Annotated in this window: 21 protein-coding genes; 14 read left to right on the top strand and 7 right to left on the bottom strand. The window is 56.1% G+C overall.

Features of this window, described 5'->3' with window-relative positions:
- Window positions 1-77 precede the first annotated feature (77 nt).
- Window positions 78-824 (bottom strand): NYN domain-containing protein, encoded by a 747-nt coding sequence (locus QWJ10_RS15815; RefSeq protein ID WP_125888350.1) that lies wholly within the window; start codon window positions 822-824, stop codon window positions 78-80.
- Between the two features lie 284 nt (window positions 825-1108).
- Here QWJ10_RS15815 and bglX point away from each other — a divergent pair, with 284 nt between their 5' ends.
- Window positions 1109-3406: a beta-glucosidase BglX gene (bglX, locus tag QWJ10_RS15810; RefSeq protein WP_289927896.1), complete on the top strand. Its 2298-nt coding sequence runs from the start codon at window positions 1109-1111 to the stop codon at window positions 3404-3406.
- A 41-nt stretch (window positions 3407-3447) separates the two neighbouring features.
- On the opposite strand, the gene QWJ10_RS15805 is transcribed toward bglX, so the two are convergent.
- The 6 genes from QWJ10_RS15805 to QWJ10_RS15780 form a co-directional block, all read right to left on the bottom strand.
- The gene (locus QWJ10_RS15805) at window positions 3448-4671 is read right to left on the bottom strand and encodes a DUF445 domain-containing protein (protein ID WP_051001224.1); all 1224 of its coding nucleotides are present in this window, start codon (window positions 4669-4671) and stop codon (window positions 3448-3450) included.
- A gap of 122 nt (window positions 4672-4793) precedes the next feature.
- Window positions 4794-5069 (bottom strand): peptidylprolyl isomerase, encoded by a 276-nt coding sequence (locus tag QWJ10_RS15800; RefSeq protein WP_289927894.1) that lies wholly within the window; start codon window positions 5067-5069, stop codon window positions 4794-4796.
- 78 nt (window positions 5070-5147) lie between these two features.
- Window positions 5148-5678, bottom strand: coding sequence for a hypothetical protein (locus QWJ10_RS15795; RefSeq protein WP_289927892.1), 531 nt, complete (start codon window positions 5676-5678; stop codon window positions 5148-5150).
- 107 nt (window positions 5679-5785) lie between these two features.
- Window positions 5786-6670, bottom strand: coding sequence for a 3-hydroxyisobutyrate dehydrogenase (mmsB, locus tag QWJ10_RS15790; protein ID WP_286788840.1), 885 nt, complete (start codon window positions 6668-6670; stop codon window positions 5786-5788).
- Between the two features lie 37 nt (window positions 6671-6707).
- On the bottom strand, window positions 6708-8234 hold the full coding sequence (locus tag QWJ10_RS15785) for a CoA-acylating methylmalonate-semialdehyde dehydrogenase (RefSeq protein WP_289927888.1): 1527 nt from the start codon (window positions 8232-8234) through the stop codon (window positions 6708-6710).
- Window positions 8231-9604 carry an MFS transporter gene (locus tag QWJ10_RS15780; RefSeq protein ID WP_197870509.1) on the bottom strand — a complete coding sequence of 458 codons (1374 nt, stop codon included), beginning with the start codon at window positions 9602-9604 and terminating at the stop codon, window positions 8231-8233. The genes QWJ10_RS15785 and QWJ10_RS15780 overlap by 4 nt, the downstream gene beginning before the upstream one ends.
- A gap of 126 nt (window positions 9605-9730) precedes the next feature.
- Between QWJ10_RS15780 and QWJ10_RS15775 the strand changes: the two genes are divergently transcribed.
- From QWJ10_RS15775 to QWJ10_RS15715, 13 genes are all read left to right on the top strand, one after another.
- Entirely contained in the window at window positions 9731-10684 is a 954-nt protein-coding gene (locus tag QWJ10_RS15775) for a LysR family transcriptional regulator (RefSeq protein WP_289928195.1), read from the top strand.
- A 218-nt stretch (window positions 10685-10902) separates the two neighbouring features.
- The gene (locus QWJ10_RS15770) at window positions 10903-11514 is read left to right on the top strand and encodes a paraquat-inducible protein A (protein WP_019365697.1); all 612 of its coding nucleotides are present in this window, start codon (window positions 10903-10905) and stop codon (window positions 11512-11514) included.
- On the top strand, window positions 11511-12128 hold the full coding sequence (locus QWJ10_RS15765) for a paraquat-inducible protein A (protein WP_019365696.1): 618 nt from the start codon (window positions 11511-11513) through the stop codon (window positions 12126-12128). The genes QWJ10_RS15770 and QWJ10_RS15765 overlap by 4 nt, the downstream gene beginning before the upstream one ends.
- Window positions 12118-13794, top strand: coding sequence for an MlaD family protein (locus QWJ10_RS15760; RefSeq protein ID WP_019365695.1), 1677 nt, complete (start codon window positions 12118-12120; stop codon window positions 13792-13794). Before QWJ10_RS15765 ends, QWJ10_RS15760 begins: the two co-directional genes overlap by 11 nt.
- Window positions 13791-14402, top strand: a complete 612-nt coding sequence (locus QWJ10_RS15755) for a PqiC family protein (RefSeq protein ID WP_019365694.1) — start codon at window positions 13791-13793, stop codon at window positions 14400-14402. Before QWJ10_RS15760 ends, QWJ10_RS15755 begins: the two co-directional genes overlap by 4 nt.
- A complete protein-coding gene (locus QWJ10_RS15750) occupies window positions 14399-14653 on the top strand; it encodes a hypothetical protein (protein WP_019365693.1) in 255 nt (84 codons plus the stop codon). Before QWJ10_RS15755 ends, QWJ10_RS15750 begins: the two co-directional genes overlap by 4 nt.
- A gap of 324 nt (window positions 14654-14977) precedes the next feature.
- Entirely contained in the window at window positions 14978-15409 is a 432-nt protein-coding gene (locus tag QWJ10_RS15745) for a DUF2628 domain-containing protein (protein WP_289927881.1), read from the top strand.
- A 171-nt stretch (window positions 15410-15580) separates the two neighbouring features.
- Complete coding sequence (locus tag QWJ10_RS15740; protein WP_019365691.1) at window positions 15581-16309, top strand: FadR/GntR family transcriptional regulator; 729 nt, start codon at window positions 15581-15583, stop codon at window positions 16307-16309.
- A gap of 121 nt (window positions 16310-16430) precedes the next feature.
- The gene (kdgD, locus tag QWJ10_RS15735; protein WP_010798248.1) at window positions 16431-17342 is read left to right on the top strand and encodes a 5-dehydro-4-deoxyglucarate dehydratase; all 912 of its coding nucleotides are present in this window, start codon (window positions 16431-16433) and stop codon (window positions 17340-17342) included.
- 129 nt (window positions 17343-17471) lie between these two features.
- On the top strand, window positions 17472-18815 hold the full coding sequence (locus QWJ10_RS15730; protein WP_239380822.1) for an MFS transporter: 1344 nt from the start codon (window positions 17472-17474) through the stop codon (window positions 18813-18815).
- A gap of 100 nt (window positions 18816-18915) precedes the next feature.
- Window positions 18916-20271, top strand: coding sequence for a glucarate dehydratase (gene gudD / locus QWJ10_RS15725; RefSeq protein WP_197870505.1), 1356 nt, complete (start codon window positions 18916-18918; stop codon window positions 20269-20271).
- Between the two features lie 249 nt (window positions 20272-20520).
- Complete coding sequence (locus QWJ10_RS15720) at window positions 20521-21474, top strand: 2-hydroxyacid dehydrogenase (RefSeq protein WP_289927873.1); 954 nt, start codon at window positions 20521-20523, stop codon at window positions 21472-21474.
- 202 nt (window positions 21475-21676) lie between these two features.
- Window positions 21677-22975 carry an Nramp family divalent metal transporter gene (locus tag QWJ10_RS15715; RefSeq protein WP_122042600.1) on the top strand — a complete coding sequence of 433 codons (1299 nt, stop codon included), beginning with the start codon at window positions 21677-21679 and terminating at the stop codon, window positions 22973-22975.
- The last annotated feature ends 61 nt before the right edge of the window (window positions 22976-23036 follow it).

Raw genomic sequence — 23036 nt, 5'->3', positions numbered from 1 at the left:
TAAAGGTTAATGCTGCAAATCACCTTAATTCATAGAGTACCGTCCTGCACCCCGAGTCACATGGCGACAGCATTAAATTACAGTCGTTGCGTTGCCAAAACTTCAAACGCCTCCTCATCCGCGTTACGTCCACGCCAGGCGAGAATCTTGCCGGGACGGAAATTACGGGAGTCAATCATCGACTTGGTCAACCTGAGCTCGCCACGCAACCAGGCTGGATCGTCCGGCGAGAGCGAGGTGGGCGCCTGCTCCAGGCAGGAATAGAAGGCTCGCTGCCCATTCAGGTCCACATTCATGATCTGAATAACTCGGTCCCGGGGCTGGGCATCGCCAGCCAGAATATCGGGGATCAGATAGGCATTCAGGAACACATCGGCGATCTGGACAAGATCGCTTGAAATATTTTTGAACGCTACGACTTCCACCCGTACGCCCTTCGCCTGAAGCGCCTGTGCCAGCGCGACAAAATCACCGTCGCCTGTCACCAGCACGACCCGATCCAGCTTGTCAGCTTGGGTCAGGACATCAACGGTGAGTTCCACATCGACATTGCCCTTGCGGGACGTGCCTGTATCGTTGTTGTAGCGCTTGACCGGCTTGATCAACAACCGAAACCCGGCGCCCTGGATACGGGCTACGTGGGCAGCATGCCAGTTCGCATACTCGGGCTTTTCTTCGGCCAGCACTTCGTCGAAGGCATGATAAGCCTTGGCGATAGTGACTACGCTGGATGCCTCATAGAAACGCCTGAGCGTTTCGTAGCGCATGTAGCTGCCGCCACTTGAGCTGATATTGTCTGAATCGACGTAGATGCCTGTGCGCACGGGTAACCCTTACTGAACTGCAAACCATGACAACGTCCGATGAACGCTATCAGTATAGATAGCTAATATACCCTGCCGCGTCCATCCGCCGAAGTCACAGGTTGTCAGAATGACATCACGGACCTGAAAACAGTAGCCTATCGAACTAAAAAGACAGTCGGTCAACCGGCTGAACTCGACGTTTCAGAAATCACATGCCCGCATTTTGCTGTTATGCGAAACTGCTCACTCTTGCCGTTTCGTTGCAAGAAGAGAAAGAAGAATAAAACCCTTTGAGGTGTCACTTGAAGAAGCTGTATGTGCTAGGAACCTTGGCGGCATGCTTTTGTGCTGCTGCGCTGGCTGAAACAGACCGCGCTGCCCCTTCAGTCAGGGAACATGACAAGAGTGTTTTTATCGACAAGCTCATGAAACAAATGACGCTTGAAGAAAAGATAGGCCAGCTCAACCTAGTAAGCGTTGGTCCTGACTATACCAAGGACGCTATCATGGCAGACATTCGGGCCGGCAAGGTAGGCGCGATGTTCAATACGGTCACTCGGCCCGACATTCGTCAGATGCAGGTCCAGGCGGTAGAGCACAGCCGCCTCAAGATCCCACTGCTATATGCTTATGATGTGGTGCATGGCCACCGCACCATTTTTCCTATCAACCTGGGGATGGCGTCCAGCTGGGATCTGGAAGCGATTGCCTTGAGCGGGCGCATTTCAGCAGAGGAAGCCAGTGCAGACGGCCTGAATCTCACCTTCTCGCCGACGGTTGACGTCACTCGCGACCCTCGCTGGGGACGGGTTTCCGAGACGTTTGGTGAAGACAGCTACCTGACCTCAAGGATTGCCAGCACACTGATCAAGGCGTATCAGGGTGACAACCTGGCGTCTACGCATTCGATTATGGCCAGCTTCAAGCACTTCGCGTTGTACGGCGCGACTGAAGGCGGTCGTGATTACAACACGGTCGACATGAGCCCCCAGCGCATGTTCCAGGACTATCTTGCTCCCTACAAGGCGGCAGTGGAGGCAGGCTCGGGCAGTGTTATGGTTTCGCTCAATGCCATCAACGGCATTCCCTCCACGGCTAATCGATGGCTGTTAAAGGATCTGCTGAGAGACCAGTGGGGGTTCAAGGGCCTCATCATCAGCGATCACGGCGCCATCAACGAGTTGATCCGTCACGGCGTCGCCGAAGATGGGCGCGAAGCCGCAAAACTCGCTATCAAGGCAGGCGTGGACTTGAACATGCACGACGACTTGTATGGCACCCAGCTTCCCGCCCTGCTCAAGAGCGGCGAAGTCAGCCAACAGGAAATCGACGATGCCTGCCGTTATGTACTCAGCGCCAAATATGACCTGGGCCTGTTCAAGGACCCTTATGCCTTCCTGGGCAAACCGAACGATCCACCTTTTGATACCAACGCCGAGAGCCGCTTACACCGGGAAGCCGCGCGGGAGGTAGGCCGCAAAAGTCAGGTCCTACTCAAGAATAAAGGTAACCTGCTCCCACTTGAAAAGAACGGTACCATTGCGGTTATCGGCCCTCTGGCCAAGAGCCAGCGTGACGTAATGGGAAACTGGTCAGCCGCCGGGATGACCCAGCAAGCCGTCTCCCTTTATCAGGGCCTGGCTAACGCAGTCGGTGACAAGGCCACACTGGTCTATGCCAAAGGCGCCAACATTACTGATGACGCCAGCATTCTTGCCTATCTGAACTCCTACGACCCTGCTGTTGAGGTAGACCACCGCTCTACCGAAGACATGATCGAGGAAGCGGTAGAGGTAGCCTCGAAAGCGGATGTCATCATCGCCGCGGTAGGTGAATCGCAAGGCATGGCCCATGAAGCATCCAGCCGCGCCCATATCGATATTCCGAATAATCAGCGCCGCTTGATCAGAGCCTTGAAAGACACTGGTAAGCCTCTGGTGCTGGTGCTCATGAATGGCCGACCACTGGATCTGAGTTGGGAAAGCCAACAGGCCGACGCGCTACTGGAAACCTGGTTTAGCGGCACTGAGGGCGGTAACGCTATCGCCGATGTCTTGTTTGGCGATTACAACCCCTCCGGCAAGCTGCCCATGACCTTTCCACGCTCGGTTGGCCAGATACCCATCTATTACAATCACCTCAATACCGGCAGACCGTTCAATCCGAAGGACCCAGGCAAATACACGTCTCGCTATTTCGATGAGGCTAACGGACCGCTGTATCCCTTCGGCTACGGCTTGAGCTACACCACTTTCGACCTTTCCGATATAACGCTCTCCAGCGGCACGCTGCACCGAAATGGCAGACTGAAAGCCAGTGTGACGCTGAAAAATACGGGACAGCGCGCGGGCGAGACAGTTGTACAGCTGTACCTGCGAGACGTTACTGCCTCAATCAGTCGTCCGATCAAGGAGCTGAAGAATTTCCGCAAGGTCATGCTGCAACCTGGCGAAGAAAAGATTATCGACTTCGACATCAGTGAAGAAGACCTCAAGTTCTACAATGCGGATCTCAAGTACACCGCTGAGCCCGGTGCATTCAAGGTCTATATCGGACTGGATTCGGAAGAAGTAAAGGAGCAGCAGTTCCGCCTGCTTTAACCAGCTAGAAGTGCCGGGCCATCCGGCACTTCTTCACCCTGCTACCCTACCAGCAGTTGGGTGACCGTATGGATGATCAGTCCAACCAGTCCGCCTACGAGCGTGCCGTTGATACGGATGAATTGCAGGTCTCTGCCTACGTTCTTCTCAAGCTGTTCGACCAACTCGTCAGTGTTCCAGGCTTCGACTCGCTCGGCGATGTAGTCTCCCACCTGACCGCGATAACGCTCAATGACAGGAGGCGCTACCTCCTCGATCTGGTCATTGATCCATTGCCGCATAGGCGCATCCGCTGCCAGCGCAGCCCCCAGCCCTTGGGTCAGACGAATCAGGCGTCGACGTATTGAGGAATCGTCCTTGCCCAGATCATCCTGCAGCCAGTCGATCAGATCATCCCAGAGCCCTTGCAGATACCCGGCAATGGCGGGGTGCTCGATCAGCTGCATACGGACCTGCTCGCCTTTCACCCGAAATTCGGGATCGTTCTTGAGCTTCTCGATGAAGTCCGCGACATAATGGTCGAAGCGAGCCCTCATCTCATGATCCTTGTCTTCGCTGATCTCGGTAATGAGCACCGAGATCCGCTTGACGACCTTCTCGGCCGACCAGCGCCCCGCATATTCATCGAGCCGAACATAGCGCAACGCACTGAGCTCTGAAGAGATCGCCCGGGCAATCATCGCCTGAGTATCTTCGTCGCGCATCATGCGGTCGATCTCACGCAGCACATCATCGAGCATGGCCTGATGGCGTCGGTCTGCCGTCATGACATCCAGCAACTGCCCGCTCAACAGTGCCAGGTCAACCTGCTGCAACCGAGCCGTCGCCGTGCGCTGGATGAAGCGCTGAACACGCTCATCCCGCAAGGCACCTACACCGAATCGGGCCACCCCTATCAGATGACTACCCAGGGCTTCGGCATGGTGAGGCTTTTGCAGCCAGCCGGCCAGCTGGTCGGCTGCGTTGAATTCTCTGACCTTTGCCATCAGCTGAGGGGTGGACAGGAAATTAAGACAGATGAAATCCGAAAGCTTGCGCCCTATGCCCGCCTTGTTACGTGGAATGATAGCCGTGTGAGGAATAGGCAGCCCCAGGGGATGCCTGAACAGCGCGGTAACCGCAAACCAGTCGGCGATCGCGCCAACCATCGCCGCCTCGGCAAAGGCGGCGACATACCCCCAGATAGGATGGATGTCATGCAGTGCGGTAGCGACCGCATACAGGACAGCGGCTGCCAGCAACAGGCAGCCCGCCAGAACCTTCATGCGAAAGACTGGGGACTGCCAGCGATCGGATTTTGCAGGTGCATCAGGTGTTACAGGTTCGTTGGCCAAAACGGTCCTCGCTCGGGTCGTTGTTCCTGTCTGGGTGACTGAGCAGGCTGCGCTCAGTCCCGGTAATACACTTTGACCAGGTGATAGCCAAACTTGCTTTTGACCGGACCATGAATATCACCGACCGCCTTCTTGAAAATCACCTGATCGATCACCCTGACCATCTGGCCCGGTTTGACCTCGCCAAGGTCGCCGCCCCGCTTTCCTGAAGGACAAATCGAAAATTTCTTCGCCACTACGTCAAAGGCCTCGCCTTTTTCAAGGCGCTTCTTGAGGGCGTCCGCCTCGTCGGATGTCTTGACCAGAATATGCTTGGCCATGGCTTTCATAAAAGGGAACCTCAGGGTCGATAATGGCCGACCCGCTGTTTATCCAGTGGAGAAATGGCAGGTTAATGACTGAACGCCTCAGTCTTCCAACGCGTTCTTTAGCGCTTCATAGGACGGTGCCGCGTAGATGTCGAGCTCAACGCAGAGATCCAGTACGCGCTGCACGTCATGGGTGTACACCAGAACGGTTTGCAGCTCATCATCAAGTGGCTCACTGAAATCCATCAGGGTGTAGCCACCCTTTTCCTTGTACATGCTGCTCAGCTGAACCTGGATCCGATTAAGTGCTTTGAGTGGTTCAACTTTCACCAGCTGCTTGGGTTTGATGTTGAACGGCACATCCTTGCCGAAGGAATCCATGATGTGCTGGAGCAGCTCATCGTAGCTATCGGCCTGGAACAGTACCGTTTCCGGCAAACTGCCGACTACTATCCACTCGCCCAGCGAAATCGGGAAGGTCTCGTCGTAATTGATATCCGGATTGGCTGCCAGGAACGCTTCGGGATCGGCATAAGCTTGTGCAGCTTCGTCAGCGATCCGCGCGATCTCCTCATCGCTCATACAGCCGGAGCTGATTAGGGTAATCAGTTCAAGGAGTTGGTCTTTCATGTGAGGCATCCGGAAATAATCGAATGCCTAGTGTACAGGGAGGCGGTGCCGGATGCCGACTCGCTGGCCCAGCGGCATGGTATTACCGCTGGGCCGACTGATCAGCGCTAAGGCTTGCGGTACAGCCCGATGATGCCGGAAAAGTCCTTGCCGCCCTCACCTCGCTGGCTCATGCTCTGGTAGAGCTGTTGTGCCAGCGCACCCAACAGAACCGGTTGGCGCACCTGCTTCGCCGCTTCAGTGGCAAGCCCCAGATCCTTGAGCATGAGGTCAGCCCCAAAACCACCGGTGTAGCCTCGTGAAGACGGCGCCGTCTCGATGATACCCGGCCAGGGGTTATAGGTATCCGAACTCCAGCAGCGCCCGGTAGAGGTATTGATGATGCCGGCCAGAACCTTGGTGTCGATGCCGAGCGCATCGCCCAGCGCCATGGCTTCTGCAACACCGATCATGCTGATGCCCAGCAGCAGGTTGTTACAGACTTTAGCGACCTGTCCGGTTCCGACCTCACCACAATGCACGATATTCCTACCCATATCAGAGAGTACCGGCTGTATGAGATTGAACAGCTCAGGCGTCGCGCCGACCATAAAAGTCAAGGTGCCTGCCTGCGCACCGCCGGTCCCCCCTGAAACCGGCGCATCGGCCATGGCGACTCCTCGCCCCGCCGCCACCTGGGCAACCTCCCGGGCCGTCTGAGGGTCGATGGTGCTGCTGTCAACTGCTACGGCTCCGTCAGGCAGCGCCGCCAGCAGCCCCTCCTCGCCCAGGTAGACGCTGCGCACATGGGCCGCGGCAGGCAGCATGGTAATGACCAGCTCACATTCCAGTACAGCGTCCCGGGCGGAGTTTGCCGCCTTGGCGCCCGCTTCCGCCAGGGCGCCAACCGCCTGTGCGTTGACATCGAAGACCGTGAGCGCATGTCCGGCTTTCAGCAGGTTATGCGCCATCGGAGCCCCCATGTTTCCCAAACCGATAAAGGCAATACGCATGGCTATTCTCCTTCTGTAACGTTGACGACCGCGCCGATCAACGCAAGGTAATCGTGGTATTCACCCCATCACTGACACTGTCATCGTCGAACCAGCGGGCTGTGACGGTTTTGGTCTGGGTATAGAACTGAACAACCTGCTTACCGTAGGGCCCCAGATCACCCAATTTGGAGCCGCGAGAACCGGTAAAGCTGAAGAAGGGAACCGGTACCGGGATCGGAATATTGATTCCTACCTGACCAACATCGATTTCACTTTGGAATTTGCGAGCCGCTGCACCGCTCTGGGTAAAGAGCCCAGTTCCGTTACCGAAGGGGTTGCGATTTACCAGAGCAATCGCCTCATCCAGCGTATCAACTTCGAGGGTCAGCAGAACCGGACCAAAGATTTCTTCCGTGTAGATACGCATGTCTGTCGTAACGCCGGAAAACAGCGTAGGTCCTACGAAATTACCCTGCTCGTATCCGGGCACCTGAACATTGCGGCCGTCAAGCAGCAATGAAGCACCTTCCGCCACCCCGCTTTCGATCAGACCGAGCACACGCTCCCTGGCCTGTTTGGAAATCAGCGGACCAACTTCAGTCCCCGGTTCGGACCCGGCATTGACCTTGAGTTGTTCAGCCTTGGCCTTGAGCTCCGGCAGCCATTCGCGCGTCTTACCTACCAGAACAGCCACCGAAGTGGCCATACAGCGCTGGCCGGCAGCACCAAAAGCCGCACCTACCAATGCATTAAGCGTCTGCTCCTTGTTGGCATCGGGTAACACCACTGCGTGATTCTTGGCGCCCATCATCGCCTGCACGCGCTTGCCGTGCTGACCCGCCAGGTTGTAAACATGGGTACCAACAGCTGTAGAACCCACAAAGGAGACAGCCTTGATATCAGGATGAGTACACAGCGCATCGACCACGTTCTTCCCGCCGTGCACAACATTGAGCACGCCTGGTGGAATACCGGCTTCAAGGGCCAATTCGACCAGCTGCATCGTGGAAAGCGGGTCCTGCTCGGAAGGCTTGAGCACGAACGTATTGCCACAGACGATAGCCATGGGGAACATCCACAGCGGGATCATGGCCGGGAAATTAAAGGGTGTAATGCCTGCGCAGACGCCAATGGGCTGACGTAGCGTATAAGTATCCACCTCGCCCGCCACGTTTTCGGCAAACTCTCCCATCTGCAGACTACCCACCGAGCAGGCGTGCTCGACGACCTCCAGACCCCGGAAGATGTCACCTTCGGCATCGGCCACGGTCTTGCCCTGTTCTGCACTCAACGTTTGGGCAATCGGCTTCATATGCTCACGGATCAATGCCTGATACTTGAGCATGATGCGCATACGCGCACCGATAGGCGTACGCTTCCAGCGGGTGAACGCCTGCTGGGCAGCAGCGATAGCCGCATTGACCTCATCGGTCGTGGCAAAGGGAACACGAGCCAGCACCTGCTGAGTTGCCGGGTTGACAACATCGCGCCACTCCTGCGTTTTGGAGTCCACCCACTCACCGTTGATCAGCAGTTTGACTTGGCTGATATCAGCCTTGGCATCATTCAAGGGGGCGTTCATAGGGATTCTCCTGAGGTGGAATTGACCATGCCAACGGGGCGGGAAGCGGTAGTGGAAATAGCGGAGCGGCCGATCTGAGCATCCGGCTTCATCAGGGCTGTACAAAGCAATGCGATCGCACCCATGACCAGTAGATAGACGATGACATATCGCGGATTACCCTCTCCCAGCGATAGCAGCGTAGTGGCGATCATGGGTGCAAATCCGCCGCCCAGCACGCCAGCAAACTGCACGGAGAGCGAAATTCCGCTATAGCGAATCTGCGCTGGATATTGACGGGCAAACAGCAGTGACTCAGGCGCATACAGGATGGGAAACACAACGCCCACGGCCAGCACCATGGCCCACCAAACAAGCAGGGGTTCACGTGTTCCCAGCATGGCAAAGAAGGGATAAACAAAGGCGCACAGCAGGAGCAGCCCGGTGAAATAGAGACGCCGCTGCCCTACCCGATCAGAGAGATAACCACAGAACGGCATGGTGACCAGGGACAGTGCGGCACCGGCGGTAATAGCATTCAGTACACTGGCGCGGGGAATCTGGAGCTGATTGGCGGCATAGGCCAGCGCAAAGGTGACCGCCATATAGAACCAGGCGTTTTCAGCCGTGCGGGCGCCGATGATGGCCAGAGTTTCCCGAGGGTGCTCCTTGAGCACTGTAAACAAGGGGATCTTGACCTTACGCCCCTCCTGCTTGAGCCGTTCAAAGTCAGGCGACTCCGCCACCTTTACCCGGATCAGCCAGCCGATACCCAGCAGTACCACACTGGCCAGAAATGGCAGCCGCCATCCCCAGGCCAGCATATCTTCCTCTGGCAAAGTGGCCACCGCCCCCATGGCCAACGAGGCCAGTACCAAGCCTGCCCCAACACCAGTCTGCGGCAGGCTGCCATAAAAGCCTTTTTTGCCTTCCGGCGCATGCTCGACCGCCATCAGCACGGCGCCGCCCCACTCGCCACCTACGGCCATGCCTTGCAGGAAGCGCATGACTACCAACAGCAAGGCCGCCCAGTAGCCGATCTGGTCATACGTGGGAATCAGGCCGATGGCGATGGTAGGAACGCCCATCAACATGAGCGTCAGCAATAACATGGATTTTCGCCCAATCCGGTCACCGAAATGACCAAACACGATGCCGCCCATGGGACGACCAAGAAACCCCACGGCGTAGGTGGCAAAGGCAGCCAGTACGCCACTCATGGGATCGAGGGCAGGAAAGAACAGCTTATTGAAGACCAATGCCGCAGCAGTGCCGTAGAGGAAAAAGTCATACCACTCAATGGTGGTTCCGGCCATGCTGGCCAACCCGGCGATCCGATAGTGCTTGCGACCAGATGAGGTCGCTCTGGATGATGTCGTGCCTGCAGTCATAAACGCCTCCGCTTATTGTTGTTGTGCGAGGTGTCATCAGCCGAAATCGCGTTCTGGCGCTTGCGGCTGTTTCGGAGTATAGGTGTGCAAACTTCCAATAAGAACGCACAAAAAAGCCAAACCGATATGCAAAAAAATCTCATGTCCCCTGCCGCGCTTGACTGGGACGATCTGAAGTTTTTCCTGGAAGTAGCCCGGACACGAACGGTTACCGGCGCGGCCCGCAGGCTGGCGGTGGACTACACAACAGTGTCACGTCGTATTCGTATTCTGGAGCAGACGCTAGGCGCCTTACTGTTTGAAAAATCACGCAGCAGCGGCTTTGCAATGACCACCGAAGGCCAGCGGCTCCTGGGCTATGCAGAGGCTATCGAGAGCACGCTGCAATCGGCCTGTGAAGAGGTCGCCGGCGCAGGGCTGTCCCTGTCGGGACATGTCCGAATTGGCTCCACAGAAGGGTTCGGCAGCTTCTTCATCGCGCCGCAAGTCAGCCATTTTCAGCAAACCTATCCAAGCCTGACGGTCGATGTCTTGCCGGTTCCACATTTCATCAGCCTGTCCAAACGTGAGGCAGACATTGCCATTACCCTGGAGCGGCCTGAACGAGGGCCTTACGTTTGTACGAAACTGTGCGATTATCAGCTCAAGCTCTATGCGACTCCGGGCTATCTAGAGCGGCACGGCCCTATTCATGATCGGAGCGATCTGGCTGAGCATACCTTTATCACCTATGTAGATGATCTCGCTTTTAGCCCGGAGCTGTTGTATTTGGAACACGCTGTTCCAAGCGCTCGATCGGTGTTACGCAGCACCAGTGTAATCGCTCAATATACGGCGGCGCTTCAGGGACGCTCGCTGGCGATCTTGCCCTGCTTTCTGGCCGGCCCGGATCCCCGTTTGCAACCGCTGCTTGCGGGGGAAATCCAAATAACACGGCATTTCTGGATGTATTGTCAGGAGGATTTGCGGGCATTGAAGCGCGTTACGCTACTTTGGGACTACCTCAAAGCCTGCGCCGAACTGAACGAACCACTGTTAAGCGGCGCCTCCAGTGAAATGAGATTCATCGATCCTTCGTGACCTACAGCGTATCTAACGCTTCTACCACCCACAGGTTTTTACCGGACATATGAAACAAGTACGGTGCTCTATGTGTCCTTGTTACAAAATCGACAACGCACCGTTTCGAACACCCATACAGCGAAACGGCCTAACGCAGTATCCTAACGACCAGGTGCTGGTCGACGGGTCGGCGTTTCCACACTTCACCGAAACCTATCCAATGCACACCATCAGCCATGCCTCAACACCCTGACTGGATCATCTGCGAGCACTGCGATTCGGTCTACCATCGCCGCCCACTCGCGCGGGGCGAAGCTGCCCGCTGCGTGCGTTGCGATGCCGTGATCGAGCGCAGCAGACGGCTCAATATCGAACAGTTGTTCGCCCTTACGCTGGCAGCTGGCATCCTGTTCATATTTGCCAACGTCTTCCCCATCATGCACATCAGCTTGCAAGGGCTGAGCAACGAGGCCACGCTCTGGGAATCTGTCGAGGCATTGGCTCAAGGTCGTATTACGTTGATTGCGCTGGTGGCAGGCCTGGCGATTATCTTCGCGCCGCTGTTTCAGATCCTGCTGCTGGGCTGGGTGCTGGGTTACGCTTATGTGGGCGAAATGGCCCCAGGGTTCAGGGCCTGTATGCGGGCGCTTGAGCATTTACGACCCTGGAGCATGCTGGAGGTCTGCCTGCTTGGCATTCTCGTAGCCATTATCAAACTGGCCGGTATGCTCAACGTTTCGCCTGGCGTCGGCTTATGGGCTATGGCCATGCTGACGGTGCTGATTATTCTCATTGCCGGTCGTGACATCCGCTACCTCTGGGACGATCTGGAGGTGCCGGTTACATGAATAAACCGCCCTACGCGCGCGAATTCAAGGTTTGCCTGTGCCATACCTGTGGATTTGTCTGCCCTGAGGGAGCGCATGAATGCCCGCGCTGCTATTCGCCGGTTCATACGCGCAAACCCAACAGCATCGCCCGTACCTGGGCGTTTCTGCTTGCTTCGATCATCTTTTATGTGCCGGCCAATGTCCTGCCGGTGATGTATACCAGCATGTTCAGCGGGGGCAGTGAAAATACGATCATGAGCGGTGTCATCGAGTTCTGGCAGCACGGCTCATGGGACATCGCTATTCTGATTTTCATTGCCAGCGTTGCCGTGCCTTGTATGAAATTTTGCGTCCTGGGTACTTTGCTGATTACCTGTCAAAGGCGCAGCCGCTGGGCCATGCGCGAACGGGCCAAGCTTTATCGCTTCGTAGAGCTGATCGGCTATTGGTCGATGCTCGATGTATTGGTCGTGGCCCTGGTGGCTGCGCTAGTTCAATTCCGAGCCTTGAGCACGATCGAGCCCCGTCTGGGTATCCTGTTCTTTGGCCTGGTCGTCGTCTTGACCATGCTGTCTGCCATGAGCTTTGATCCGCGCCTGATCTGGGACGCTGAGGTAAATGATGTCGAATAACCCGAACACTGCTTTTCCAACCCCTGGCACGCCTCAGATCAGAAAGCGGCGCTTCAGTATTTCTCTGGTCTGGCTGGTCCCGATCGTGGCGGCTCTGGTAGGGCTATCCATGGTCGTCAACAGCTGGTTGCGGGCAGGTCCTCAGGTCAACGTCAGTTTTCAAACGGCTGAGGGGCTTGAAGCAAACAAGACCCAAGTAAAGTACAAGAACGTGGTAATCGGTACGGTTACCCGGATCGCCCTCAGCGAAGACCGCACCCACGTTACCGCCACGATTGACTTGGATAAGTCAGCCGAACCCTTTACCCGCGAGGATACCCAGTATTGGGTGGTCCGTCCGCGTATCGGCGCCAACGGGGTTTCTGGTGTGGACACACTGCTCTCCGGCCCCTTCATCGGTGCGGACGCTGGCCGTTCCGACGTGACCAAAAAAGATTTCGTCGGACTGGAAAACCCTCCCCCTGTCACCTACGGGCAAAGGGGCAAGCGCTTTACCCTTCATACCGACGATCTTGGCTCATTGGATATTGGCTCGCCGGTCTACTATCGCCGCATTCAGGTAGGCCAGGTCATCTCGTATAACCTGACGGAAGATGGCAAGGGGGTAGATGTTCAGGTGTTCGTCAATTCGCCCAACGATGCGTTTGTGACCGACGATACCCGCTTCTGGAATGCCAGCGGCATTGACGTCTCGGTTGATGCCAGCGGCCTGAAGGTCAACACCCAGACGATCCCTTCCATTCTGGCGGGCGGCATTGCCTTTCGAGAGCCTAATTACAGCCCGGACGCCAAACCAGCTCCAGAGCACTACGAATTCACGCTCTATAACGACCAGCAGACGGCACTGGCGCCTCCCTCCGGCGAACCTCGGTTTATTCGCCTGCGTTTCAATCAGTCCTTACGCGGACTTGCGGTGAATGCTCCCGTGGAGTTCCTAGGGGTGAATATCGGCCGGGTTGTCTCAGTGGATCTTGATTATGACCCCAAAACGCAGCGGTTCCCGACTACGGTAGGTGCAGTGGTCTATCCGCAGCGTCTGGGCAGTGCCCATGACAAGCTGGTCAAGCAGATCGGCGGTGAAAGCGAAGAGCAATCCGCTCAACTGATCAAGCGTCTGGTCGAGCAAGGTCTGCGAGCCCAGGCCCGCACGGGCAACCTTCTGACAGGACAGCTTTATATTGCGCTGGATTTCGATCCCAAGGCGGCCAAGGTCAGCTTCAACCCCAACAGTCGTCCTCTTGAGATTCCGACGGTTCCAGGCGGGTTCGATAAGCTACAGGAGCAGCTGCAGGCTATGGTCGACAAGATCAGCAAGCTACCTATCGACTCGATTGCCAACAACCTGAACGGCAGCCTGAACGAGTTGCAGAAAACGATGAAACAGGTCAATGGCGATGTGTTGCCGCAAATGCGAGGTACGCTCGAGGAGCTGCAAAACACGCTCAAGACCGCCAACGAAACGTTGGATGAAGATTCGCCGGCACGTCAGCAGGTCAACCAAGCCATGGACGAGGTCCAGCGAACCGCTCGCTCCGTGCGTGTACTGACCGATTATCTGGGCCGCCATCCCGAGTCGCTGATTCGTGGCCGTACCGAGGAAGCGGCGCCCGGCTCCTATAAAGGGAAGTCATCCTCTCGAGACATTGAAATGGAGTCCCAGCCATGACCCTTCGCTTATCGCTGGCTGCAATAGTGGCCACGCTGGGGCTTGCCGCGTGCAGCTCAGCCCCTACGCATTACTACACGCTACTGCCTCCCCTGTCTGGCCAGGTGGGTTCTCACACCGCCCCCGCAGCGTTTCAGTTCGAGCTTGCGCCTGTGCGCATGCCTGTGCAGGTTGACCAGCCCCAACTGGTGGTGAGGCAAAGCAATGGTAGCCTCGCCATTCTGGAGTCCGAACGCTGGAGTGCGCCGCTTGGCGATGAATTTCATGACGCCCTGGCAGGTCAGCTGGAGCAACAGCTCGGCGTCCGGGATCTGGCAGGACTTCCCAAAACCTCCGGCAAGCCGGTGTTGACGCTACGCACTGATGTACGCCGCTTCGACATGCTGCCCGAGCGGTATGCCTTGATTGATGTGGTTTGGAGCCTTAACCTGAGAAGCGAAGGTAGCCCACGCCGAACGTTGACCTGCAGCAGTATCATTCGCGAACCTGCCGGCATGGAGCTTGAAAGCCTCGTCATAGCCCATCAGAAGGCTATTGCTACTCTAGCCAAAACCATTGCGCAAACCGCGCAGCGTTGGAACGAACTGCCGACTACAGAATGCCCATGATGATCGATTGGTACCTGCGTATCCGCCACGCCTGCTCACAAACCAGTGTCTTTGAAGTCTGCTTTGCCTTCGGCACCGCGTTTGTCCTGTTATTTCTACCCGTCGAGCAAGCAAGCGGCTTGGCCAAGCGCCTGCGAGAGCATAGCGCCTATTTTGCGCAGAGCACGTCGTTTTCGAGCGATGCACTCTTTAGCCTTAGTGATGCTGAAATGAATTATCGAGCCGGAACGTTGACCAGCTGCAGTATTTAAGCCACTCCTCTGCTTCTCTGTATAAGGGGGTAGTCGCCCTCTTGTACCTACCGCCTGTTTATCCTAAGGCCTTATGGCTGATGATGCACTTCTCGCAAGCAGTGAGGATTCGACCTGTGTAGCCCCTGCTGTTTTGAACCAGACCTCCTTTCAATACGTTCAAATGAGCGTTTTGAGACGGGATAGAAACCGAGCCTCCCATCGCCTCGGTATGCTCGCCCTCCTTCGCCATGCACGGGCTTATGTCAAGCCGCACACGTGCGGGTGAACCTCACGGCTACCCCCTCAGTAAAAAATACAGGCTACATGCCAAGGAGTAACAATATGGACACCACGGAACCCTCCAGAGAAGCATCATATCCGCCAAAATGGCAAGAGCGTTTCGCCTTTTACGAAACCTATGGTGCACCTAAAACCGCTACGTGCAAAAAGGCATTCAAGGAGCTTCCTTTTCGAAAGAAGCTCCTGATCATTAGATGCTGGCCAGCCTTTTTTCTCGGACCTTTCTATTTGATTTTTGCGTTAGGTTTAAAGAAAAAAGGTTTAGCCATGTTAGGTATTGCCTTCTCTACCGGCTTACTTGAACTTTTATTTCAGGAGCTGACGGGGATTGAAGTCCCCCAAGCGCTCGACTTTGGCATTAGCATAGGCTTTGCGATTGCTAACTCAATGATTGCCAATTACGCCTATTATCTTAAAGAAATGAAAAATACGCAGAGCTGGAATCCGTGGGAAGGTTTCTCGGCTTTCGGATAGATTTAGGCGGGCTAGCTCTCTCCGTTTGGAAGACTTCGGTTTGTACAACGACGTTGGTTATTTATCAAAATAGCCAACGTACCTCTACTGCAAAACCGCTTTACAGCGCCATACTTGTCAGACATCTTATAGGTAGACCGGCTAACTAACCCAAATAATAAGGTGTTCCAGATGCATTCCGAGCCTGTTTTTCTCGCCAAACGCTCGCGTAATCTTTCGCAGGAGCTGGCCAATATTCTCGATAGCCAGATACGCGATGGCCAGCTTAGCCCTGGTGCAAAACTGCCTTCCGAAGCGCAAATCATGAAGGCTCATGGCGTCAGTCGCTCGGTTGTCCGTGAAGCGCTTTCCCACCTTCAGGCAAACGGCAAGGTAGTCACCCGGCAAGGTATCGGTACATTTGTCTGCGAGCCCATTATTCGGCTATCAGGCATGATTGATCCCTCCAGTGTAGAGACACTGCAGGATGTTCTTTCAGTCGTTGAGGTCCGAATCAGCCTTGAGTCCGAAGCGGCAGCCCTGGCAGCGCAAAGGCGCTCAGAGGCCCATCTGACGCAGTTTAGAGCCCTACTCGACCGTATGCAGGCGCGGGCAAGAGCGTCCTCTCCCTCAGAGGATCTCGACATGGAAATGCACCTTTTGATCGCCCAGGCAACCGGTAATCGCTACTTTACAGAGATTATGAGCTGCCTTAGCCGAGAACTCATTCCACGTATGCGCCTGAACAAGGCCTTTAATGAAAGTTCGCTGTCCCAAGCCTATCTTGAACGGCGCGATGCCGAACATGAAGACATCTATAACGCCATTGCCCGGCAGGATGCTATTGGGGCTGCGGCAGCTATGCGTCTGCACCTTAGTAACAGCCGAGAACGATTGGTAAAAGTGATGCAGTCACTTTAGAAGGGCCAGCTGCAATCAAAAAATAAGCAAAAGAGCATCGCACCCACTTGTATGACGACTGATGAGAGGTTAGGCTAAATCTACAACAACAAACCTCATGGCTCTCAGCAGGGTGCAATACATGAATCCGCAAGAACTCAAGCACACCCTTTCATCCGGATTGCTGTCCTTTCCGGTAACCGATTTCGATGCGCAGGGCGATTTCCGCCGCGATACCTACATCAAGCGACTGGAATGGCTGGGGCCCTACGGCGCTAGCGCCCTGTTTGCGGCCGGCGGCACCGGTGAGTTCTTCTCGCTGGACCAGAAGGAATACTCCGACATCATCAAAACGGCCGTGGACACCTGCAAGGGCATGGTTCCGATTCTGGCCGGTGCCGGCGGTCCGACCCGCGTAGCGATCCAGCAGGCTCAGGAAGCCGAGCGCCTGGGTGCCCAGGGCATCCTGCTGCTGCCGCACTACCTGACCGAAGCCAGCCCCGAAGGCGTCGCCGCGCATGTCGAGGCGGTGTGCAAGTCCGTCAAGTTTGGCGTGGTGGTGTACAACCGTAACGTCTGCCGTTTGAAGCCTGACCAGCTGGAAATGCTGGCCGAGCGCTGCCCCAACCTGATCGGCTTCAAGGACGGCATGGGCGATATCGAGCTGATGGTCTCCATCCGCCGTCGCCTGGGTGATCGCTTCACCTACCTGGGCGGTCTGCCGACCGCTGAAGTCTATGCCGCGGCCTACAAGGCCCTAGGCGTACCGGTGTACTCCTCAGCGGTATTCAACTTTGTTCCCAAGACGGCCATGGACTTCTACAAGGCCATTGCTGCGGATGACCACGAGACTGTGGGCAAGCTGATCGATGACTTCTTCCTGCCGTACCTGGACATCCGTAACCGCTGCGCAGGCTATGCGGTAAGCATCGTCAAGGCTGGTGCGAAGATCGCAGGTTACGATGCCGGTCCGGTACGCGCACCGTTGACCGATCTCAAGCCTGACGAGTACGAGCGTCTGGCTGCGCTAATGGACAAGCTCGGTCCGCAGTAGGCATTTGGCCCGGTTGCGTGCTCCTACGCAGCGTATTGCAACCGAGCCTGTTTTACAGCGAAGGGCGGTCCGCCCCGCCCTTTTTGACAATGCAGTACCCGCCACAACAATAAAAGTGGGAGAGCATTCATGAGCCACACCGCTCAATCGGCTGTATCAGCCGACGTTCTGGCGAGCGCAGTCGCCAAGGTCAAGCGACATGTCCTACCGCTGTTCATCATCATGTTCATTGTCAATTACATTGATCGCGTGAACATCGGGTTTGTCAAAAACCATCTTCAAACTGACCTGGGCATTGGTGTAGCCGCCTATGGTCTGGGCGCTGGTCTGTTCTTTGTCGGCTATGCGCTGTTTGAGGTCCCCTCCAACATACTGCTGCAACGGGTTGGCGCACGCGCCTGGCTGACACGCATCATGGCCACCTGGGGCATCGTGGCTGCCATGATGGCCTTTATCCAGAACGAAACGCACTTTTATATCCTGCGCTTTCTGCTCGGTGTGGCCGAAGCGGGCTTCTTTCCGGGTGTCATTTACTACTTTACTCGCTGGCTACCCGGTGCCGAGCGCGGCAAGGCCATTGCGCTATTCCTTTCCGGATCGGCTATCGCCTCGATCATTTCCGGCCCGGTAACAGGCGCCCTGCTGCAAATCGAGGGGCTGGGCCTGCACGGTTGGCAATGGATGTTTTTGATCGAGGGGCTTTTCTCCGTTGCGCTGTGCGGCTTTGTCTGGTTTTGGCTGGACTCACTGCCCCATGATGCCAAATGGCTAAAGCGCGAAGAGCAGGATGCTCTGGTATCAACCATTGAGGATGAGCAACGTCAGCGGGAACAGGCACAGACGGTTAAACCGACTCTGATGCAACTGCTTAAAGACTCCCAGATCATGCTGTTCTGCGTGATTTACTTTGCCATCCAACTGACCATCTATGCCGCCACGTTCTGGTTGCCCAGCATCATCAAGAAAATGGGCAACATCAGCGATTTCGAGGTCGGGTTGTTCAACTCCGTACCCTGGCTGATCTCCATTGTGGCCATGTATGCCTTCGCCTCGCTTTCGGCACGCTGGAAATTCCAGCAGGCCTGGGTTGCCGTTGCCCTCCTGGTAGCGGCGGCAGGCATGTTCATGTCGACCACAGGCGGCCCCATCTTTGCCTACGTTGCCATCTGCTTCGCCGCCATCGGCTTTAAGTCCGCATCCTCATGCTTCTGGCCGATTCCCCAGGCGTACCTGGATGCTCGCATCGCAGCGGCCGTATTGGCCCTCATCAACTCGCTGGGCAACCTGGGTGGCTTCGTTGCACCGACTGTCTTCGGCATTCTTGAAGAGCGGACCGGTTCAATCCAGGGCGGCCTTTACGGCTTGGCGGCTACGTCCATCCTGGCAGCCATCGTGGTGTTCTTTGCCCGGACCAAGCCCAAAGGACAGAAACCAGACGCTGGCAGCACAGGCCTGGAACCCAAGCCCGTTTAACTCCCACTACGCCCGGCTTTACCGCTGGGCGTTACCTAAACAAGCGTACCGGCAGTACTCCACTGCCTGCTACAAGAATAAAGCGTGAAGAGGAATAGGTATGAATGTACAGGTCACTCATGAGGCTCTCACACAAGCGCCCGTCATCACCGACATGCAGGTCGTTCCGGTTGCAGGACACGATGGCATGCTGCTCAACCTCAGCGGCGCACACGGTCCATTCTTTACTCGCAATATCGTTATCCTGAAAGACAATGCAGGTCATGTTGGCGTAGGTGAGGTACCCGGCGGCGAAAAGATCCGGCAGACCCTTGAAGATGCTCGTGCACTCATCGTTGGACAGACCATTGGTACCTACAACAACATCCTTAATCAGATGCGCCGTACGTTCGCGGATCGTGATGCTGCCGGTCGAGGCCTCCAGACATTTGACCTGCGCATCACCATTCATGCCGTAACAGCTGTAGAAGCCGCCCTATTGGACCTGCTCGGTCAGCACCTGGGCGTTCCGGTTGCCGCCCTGCTGGGTGAAGGTCAGCAGCGCGACGCTGTAGAAATGCTGGGTTATTTGTTCTACGTAGGCGACCGCAACAAGACTAATCTCCCCTACCGCAGCGAGCCAGAGGCCGACAATGACTGGTTCCGTGTGCGCCATGAGGAAGCCCTGACCCCGGAAGCTGTGGTGCGCCTGGCCGAAGCAGCCCATGCCCGCTACGGCTTCAACGACTTCAAACTCAAGGGCGGCGTGCTGCGCGGCGAAGAAGAAATGGAAGCGGTGACGGCTCTGGCTGAACGTTTCCCCGAAGCGCGGATCACGCTGGACCCGAACGGTGCCTGGTCACTCAAGGAGGCGATCGCCCTTTGCCGTGACAAGCATGACGTACTGGCCTATGCCGAAGATCCCTGTGGAGCCGAGGATGGCTACTCCGGTCGTGAGGTGATGGCTGAGTTCCGCCGCGCCACAGGCCTTCCGACTGCCACCAACATGATTGCAACCGACTGGCGCCAGATGGGTCATGCTATCCAGCTGCAGTCCGTGGATATCCCGTTGGCCGACCCGCATTTCTGGACGATGCAGGGTTCAGTTCGTGTTGCGCAAATGTGCAATGACTGGGGCCTGACCTGGGGTTCGCACTCCAACAATCACTTTGATATTTCCCTGGCTATGTTCACCCACGTCGCTGCGGCCGCGCCAGGAAAAATCACAGCTATCGATACACACTGGATCTGGCAGGACGGTCAGCGCCTGACCAAGGAGCCCTTCCAGATCAAGGGCGGTCTGGTCGCTGTTCCGCAAAAGCCAGGACTGGGCGTCGAGATCGACATGGATCAGGTTGCCAAGGCCCACGAGCTGTACAAAGGCATGGGACTGGGTGCGCGGGATGATGCTGTCGCCATGCAGTTCCTCGTGCCGAACTGGACATTCAATAACAAACGTCCCTGCATGGTGCGTTAATTAAATACGCTACGCTATACCTGGGCGTGAGAAGTCACGTCCAGGCCCGTTATAACAACAACTTTCGGGGCGCATTCGTGAATCCGAACTTCTACTCCAGTGGCTCCGTTTCATTTGCCGGACCAGCATGCAATGCAGTGCATTGCCTTCACAATTGCTTAAGCGGTTCTTATCTCTGCTAACACGATAAGGCCGTACCCGCTGCGAGCGAACGCAGCGTATCGCACTGGCTTCTTCCTGGAGAACATCATGAGCGAGACCACGACTCAAGCACCTAACCTGTTATTGATCGGCCCTCTGTTGCCGGCCTTGCAACAAGAAATCGAATCCAGCTACACCACCCATAAGCTTTGGGAGGCAGAGGACCCGCAAGCCTTCTTGAATACCCATAGCAACGCCATTGACGGTATCGTTACTAGCGGAATTCATGGCTGCAAAGGCGAGGTAATGCGGGCGCTTCCCAACCTGAAAGTTATCGTTAGTTTCGGCGTGGGTTATGACGCAATCGACATCGCCACTGCACGAGACCGAGGGGTAGCGGTCAGCAATACACCAGGCGTACTGGACGACTGCGTGGCCGACACTGCATTTGCCCTGCTGATCGACGTAGCTCGCGGCATCAGCGCGGCAGACCGCTTCGTTCGCAATGGCCGCTGGCTCAAGGAAAAGTTTCCCCTGGGACGCAAGCTCGGCGGCAAGACCTGCGGTATTGTAGGGTTGGGCAACATTGGCAAAGCCATAGCCAAGCGGGTTTCCGCCTTTGACATGAATGTTGCTTATTATGGTCGCCATCAACAAGCAGATGTGCCCTACCGCTACGAGCCGGACCTGAAGGCGCTGGCCAGCCAGTCCGACTTTCTGGTGCTGGCGGTCCCCGGCGGTAACGCGACCCATCACCTCATCGGTACAGACGTACTACAGGCATTAGGCAAGGATGGCTTCCTGATCAACATTGCCCGTGGTTCGGTGGTGGATGAGGCCGCGCTAGTGAGCGCATTGCAACAAGGCGTTATCGCGGGCGCCGGGCTCGATGTATTCGCCCATGAACCCGAAGTGCCTCAGCCATTGCTGGAAATGGATAACGTTGTCCTGACACCCCATCTGGGCAGCGGGACACATGAGACACGTCAGGCCATGGCCGATCTTGTGCTTGAAAATCTCAACCTGTATTTCACGAGCGGAAAACTCAAGACCCCCGTGTAATCCACCGAGCCTCCAGCGGTTTCACCGGAGGCTTAACGTTCCCTTCTCAACAGGAGACACGACCACCTTCAGATCGCTTACATACCAACGAGGCGGGCTTGTCCGAACCCCGTTCCATGGCCTGCAGTAGGTCTGCCGACATTGGACTGCAAAACGCTCTAGATAGTGACAAGAACAATCAACCTATTCAGAGAGTTACGTCATGGCACATACCGAATCGGTTTCCAAAAAGGCAGTCAGTACTTCCCGTTATTCCCTTTCCAACCTCGCCAAGGTGCTCGGCCCTGGCATTATCGCAGTGCTCTCCTGGCTAGGCGCGGGCGACCTGATCACCTCATCGGTCGCCGGCTCGAATTATGGCTATGCCATGATGTGGGTATTGGCCGTATCCCTTTTGCTCCGCTTCTTGATCGTTAACATCATTGCCCGCTTCCAGCTGTGCAACAACCAGGGCATGAGCATCCTGCAAGGCTATGCCCAACTTCACCCGCTCTTCGCCTACTTCATGTTTGGCTATGCGCTGATCATGGCGCACCTGACCAATGCCTACATGATCAAGGGGGCCGGCGAGGCGCTTTCGACATTGCTGCATATTAACCAGCCCTTGTTGTGCTCGGTGGCGGTCGTGCTGGCCGTTTGGATGCTGGTGGGCCGGAACTTCTATGCGATGATCGAAGGCGTCATGAAGTTGCTGCTGGCTATCATGACACTGGCCTTCCTGACCCTGGCGATCATGGCTACGCCGGATATGGGCGGCATCTTGCGTGGAACCATCGGTTTCAGCATACCAGCCGATGAAGGCGTTCACGGTGCGCTGCTGGTGGCGGTATCTGTCATCGGTGCCGTGGCGGGTTCGTTTTCCAATTTCGTTCACCCCTATGTGATGAAGGAAAAAGGCTGGACAGGGCCTGAGCACAAACGCATCCAGCGTAACGACCTTCTGTTTGCGGTGATTGTCGGCATTATCATCAACCTGGCCATCTGGGTCGTAGGCGCAGAGATCCTGCGACCCAACGGTATTCAGGTCAATACGCTGGATGATCTGGGCGCTGCGCTGGAGCTGTATTTTGGCCAAGGGGGATGGCTGATCTTCTTTGTGGGCGTGTTCGCAACGCTGTTTGCCAGCATTTCAGGCAAGACAACCGCCCTGCCCATGTTGATTACCGATGCTTTCCAGTACATCCGCCCCGGTCGCCGTGAGCGTTACGGCAAGGTCCTGCACCATGATCCGATGCATAAGTGGTTCATGCTGTTCATCCTGGTTACGCCATTGGTGTGGTCGCTTCCGGGAATGCCTAACTTCGTTACCCTGACGATCGCAGTCAATGCCTTGAACATCATTGGTCTGCCGGTGATCTCCCTTGGGCTGCTGATCATGTCCAACCAGAAATCACTGTTGGGTAAATACCGGAACAACTGGTTCGAGAATATCGCGCTGGGGTTCGCGACGGCTTTGGCCGTATGGATTGCTTTCCAACTGGGTATCAATCTGTTCAGCTGATCCACATGGCCTGAGGGTTTCGTCCCTCAGGCCTTCCTCGAAGTCAACCGTTCCAGCTAGA

This window comes from Pseudomonas sp. WAC2, assembly GCF_030403525.1.
GTDB lineage: Bacteria > Pseudomonadota > Gammaproteobacteria > Pseudomonadales > Pseudomonadaceae > Chryseomonas > Chryseomonas luteola.
The sequence above is the reverse complement of the archived record's forward strand: the minus strand, read 5'-3'. Positions and strand labels throughout refer to the sequence as shown.

Excerpts from the sequence above, each read along its gene's own strand:
- QWJ10_RS15795 (WP_289927892.1), bottom strand. The coding sequence starts at position 5,678 with ATGAAAGACCAACTCCTTGAACTGATTACCCTAATCAGCTCCGGCTGT.
- QWJ10_RS15770 (WP_019365697.1), top strand. The coding sequence starts at position 10,903 with ATGCCTCAACACCCTGACTGGATCATCTGCGAGCACTGCGATTCGGTC.
- QWJ10_RS15750 (WP_019365693.1), top strand. The coding sequence starts at position 14,399 with ATGATGATCGATTGGTACCTGCGTATCCGCCACGCCTGCTCACAAACC.
- QWJ10_RS15755 (WP_019365694.1), top strand. The coding sequence starts at position 13,791 with ATGACCCTTCGCTTATCGCTGGCTGCAATAGTGGCCACGCTGGGGCTT.
- QWJ10_RS15745 (WP_289927881.1), top strand. The coding sequence starts at position 14,978 with ATGGACACCACGGAACCCTCCAGAGAAGCATCATATCCGCCAAAATGG.
- QWJ10_RS15775 (WP_289928195.1), top strand. The coding sequence starts at position 9,731 with ATGCAAAAAAATCTCATGTCCCCTGCCGCGCTTGACTGGGACGATCTG.
- QWJ10_RS15715 (WP_122042600.1), top strand. The coding sequence starts at position 21,677 with ATGGCACATACCGAATCGGTTTCCAAAAAGGCAGTCAGTACTTCCCGT.
- mmsB (WP_286788840.1), bottom strand. The coding sequence starts at position 6,670 with ATGCGTATTGCCTTTATCGGTTTGGGAAACATGGGGGCTCCGATGGCG.
- QWJ10_RS15720 (WP_289927873.1), top strand. The coding sequence starts at position 20,521 with ATGAGCGAGACCACGACTCAAGCACCTAACCTGTTATTGATCGGCCCT.
- QWJ10_RS15760 (WP_019365695.1), top strand. The coding sequence starts at position 12,118 with ATGTCGAATAACCCGAACACTGCTTTTCCAACCCCTGGCACGCCTCAG.
- QWJ10_RS15765 (WP_019365696.1), top strand. The coding sequence starts at position 11,511 with ATGAATAAACCGCCCTACGCGCGCGAATTCAAGGTTTGCCTGTGCCAT.
- gudD (WP_197870505.1), top strand. The coding sequence starts at position 18,916 with ATGAATGTACAGGTCACTCATGAGGCTCTCACACAAGCGCCCGTCATC.
- QWJ10_RS15740 (WP_019365691.1), top strand. The coding sequence starts at position 15,581 with ATGCATTCCGAGCCTGTTTTTCTCGCCAAACGCTCGCGTAATCTTTCG.
- QWJ10_RS15730 (WP_239380822.1), top strand. The coding sequence starts at position 17,472 with ATGAGCCACACCGCTCAATCGGCTGTATCAGCCGACGTTCTGGCGAGC.
- kdgD (WP_010798248.1), top strand. The coding sequence starts at position 16,431 with ATGAATCCGCAAGAACTCAAGCACACCCTTTCATCCGGATTGCTGTCC.
- QWJ10_RS15800 (WP_289927894.1), bottom strand. The coding sequence starts at position 5,069 with ATGAAAGCCATGGCCAAGCATATTCTGGTCAAGACATCCGACGAGGCG.
- QWJ10_RS15805 (WP_051001224.1), bottom strand. The coding sequence starts at position 4,671 with ATGAAGGTTCTGGCGGGCTGCCTGTTGCTGGCAGCCGCTGTCCTGTAT.
- QWJ10_RS15785 (WP_289927888.1), bottom strand. The coding sequence starts at position 8,234 with ATGAACGCCCCCTTGAATGATGCCAAGGCTGATATCAGCCAAGTCAAA.
- QWJ10_RS15780 (WP_197870509.1), bottom strand. The coding sequence starts at position 9,604 with ATGACTGCAGGCACGACATCATCCAGAGCGACCTCATCTGGTCGCAAG.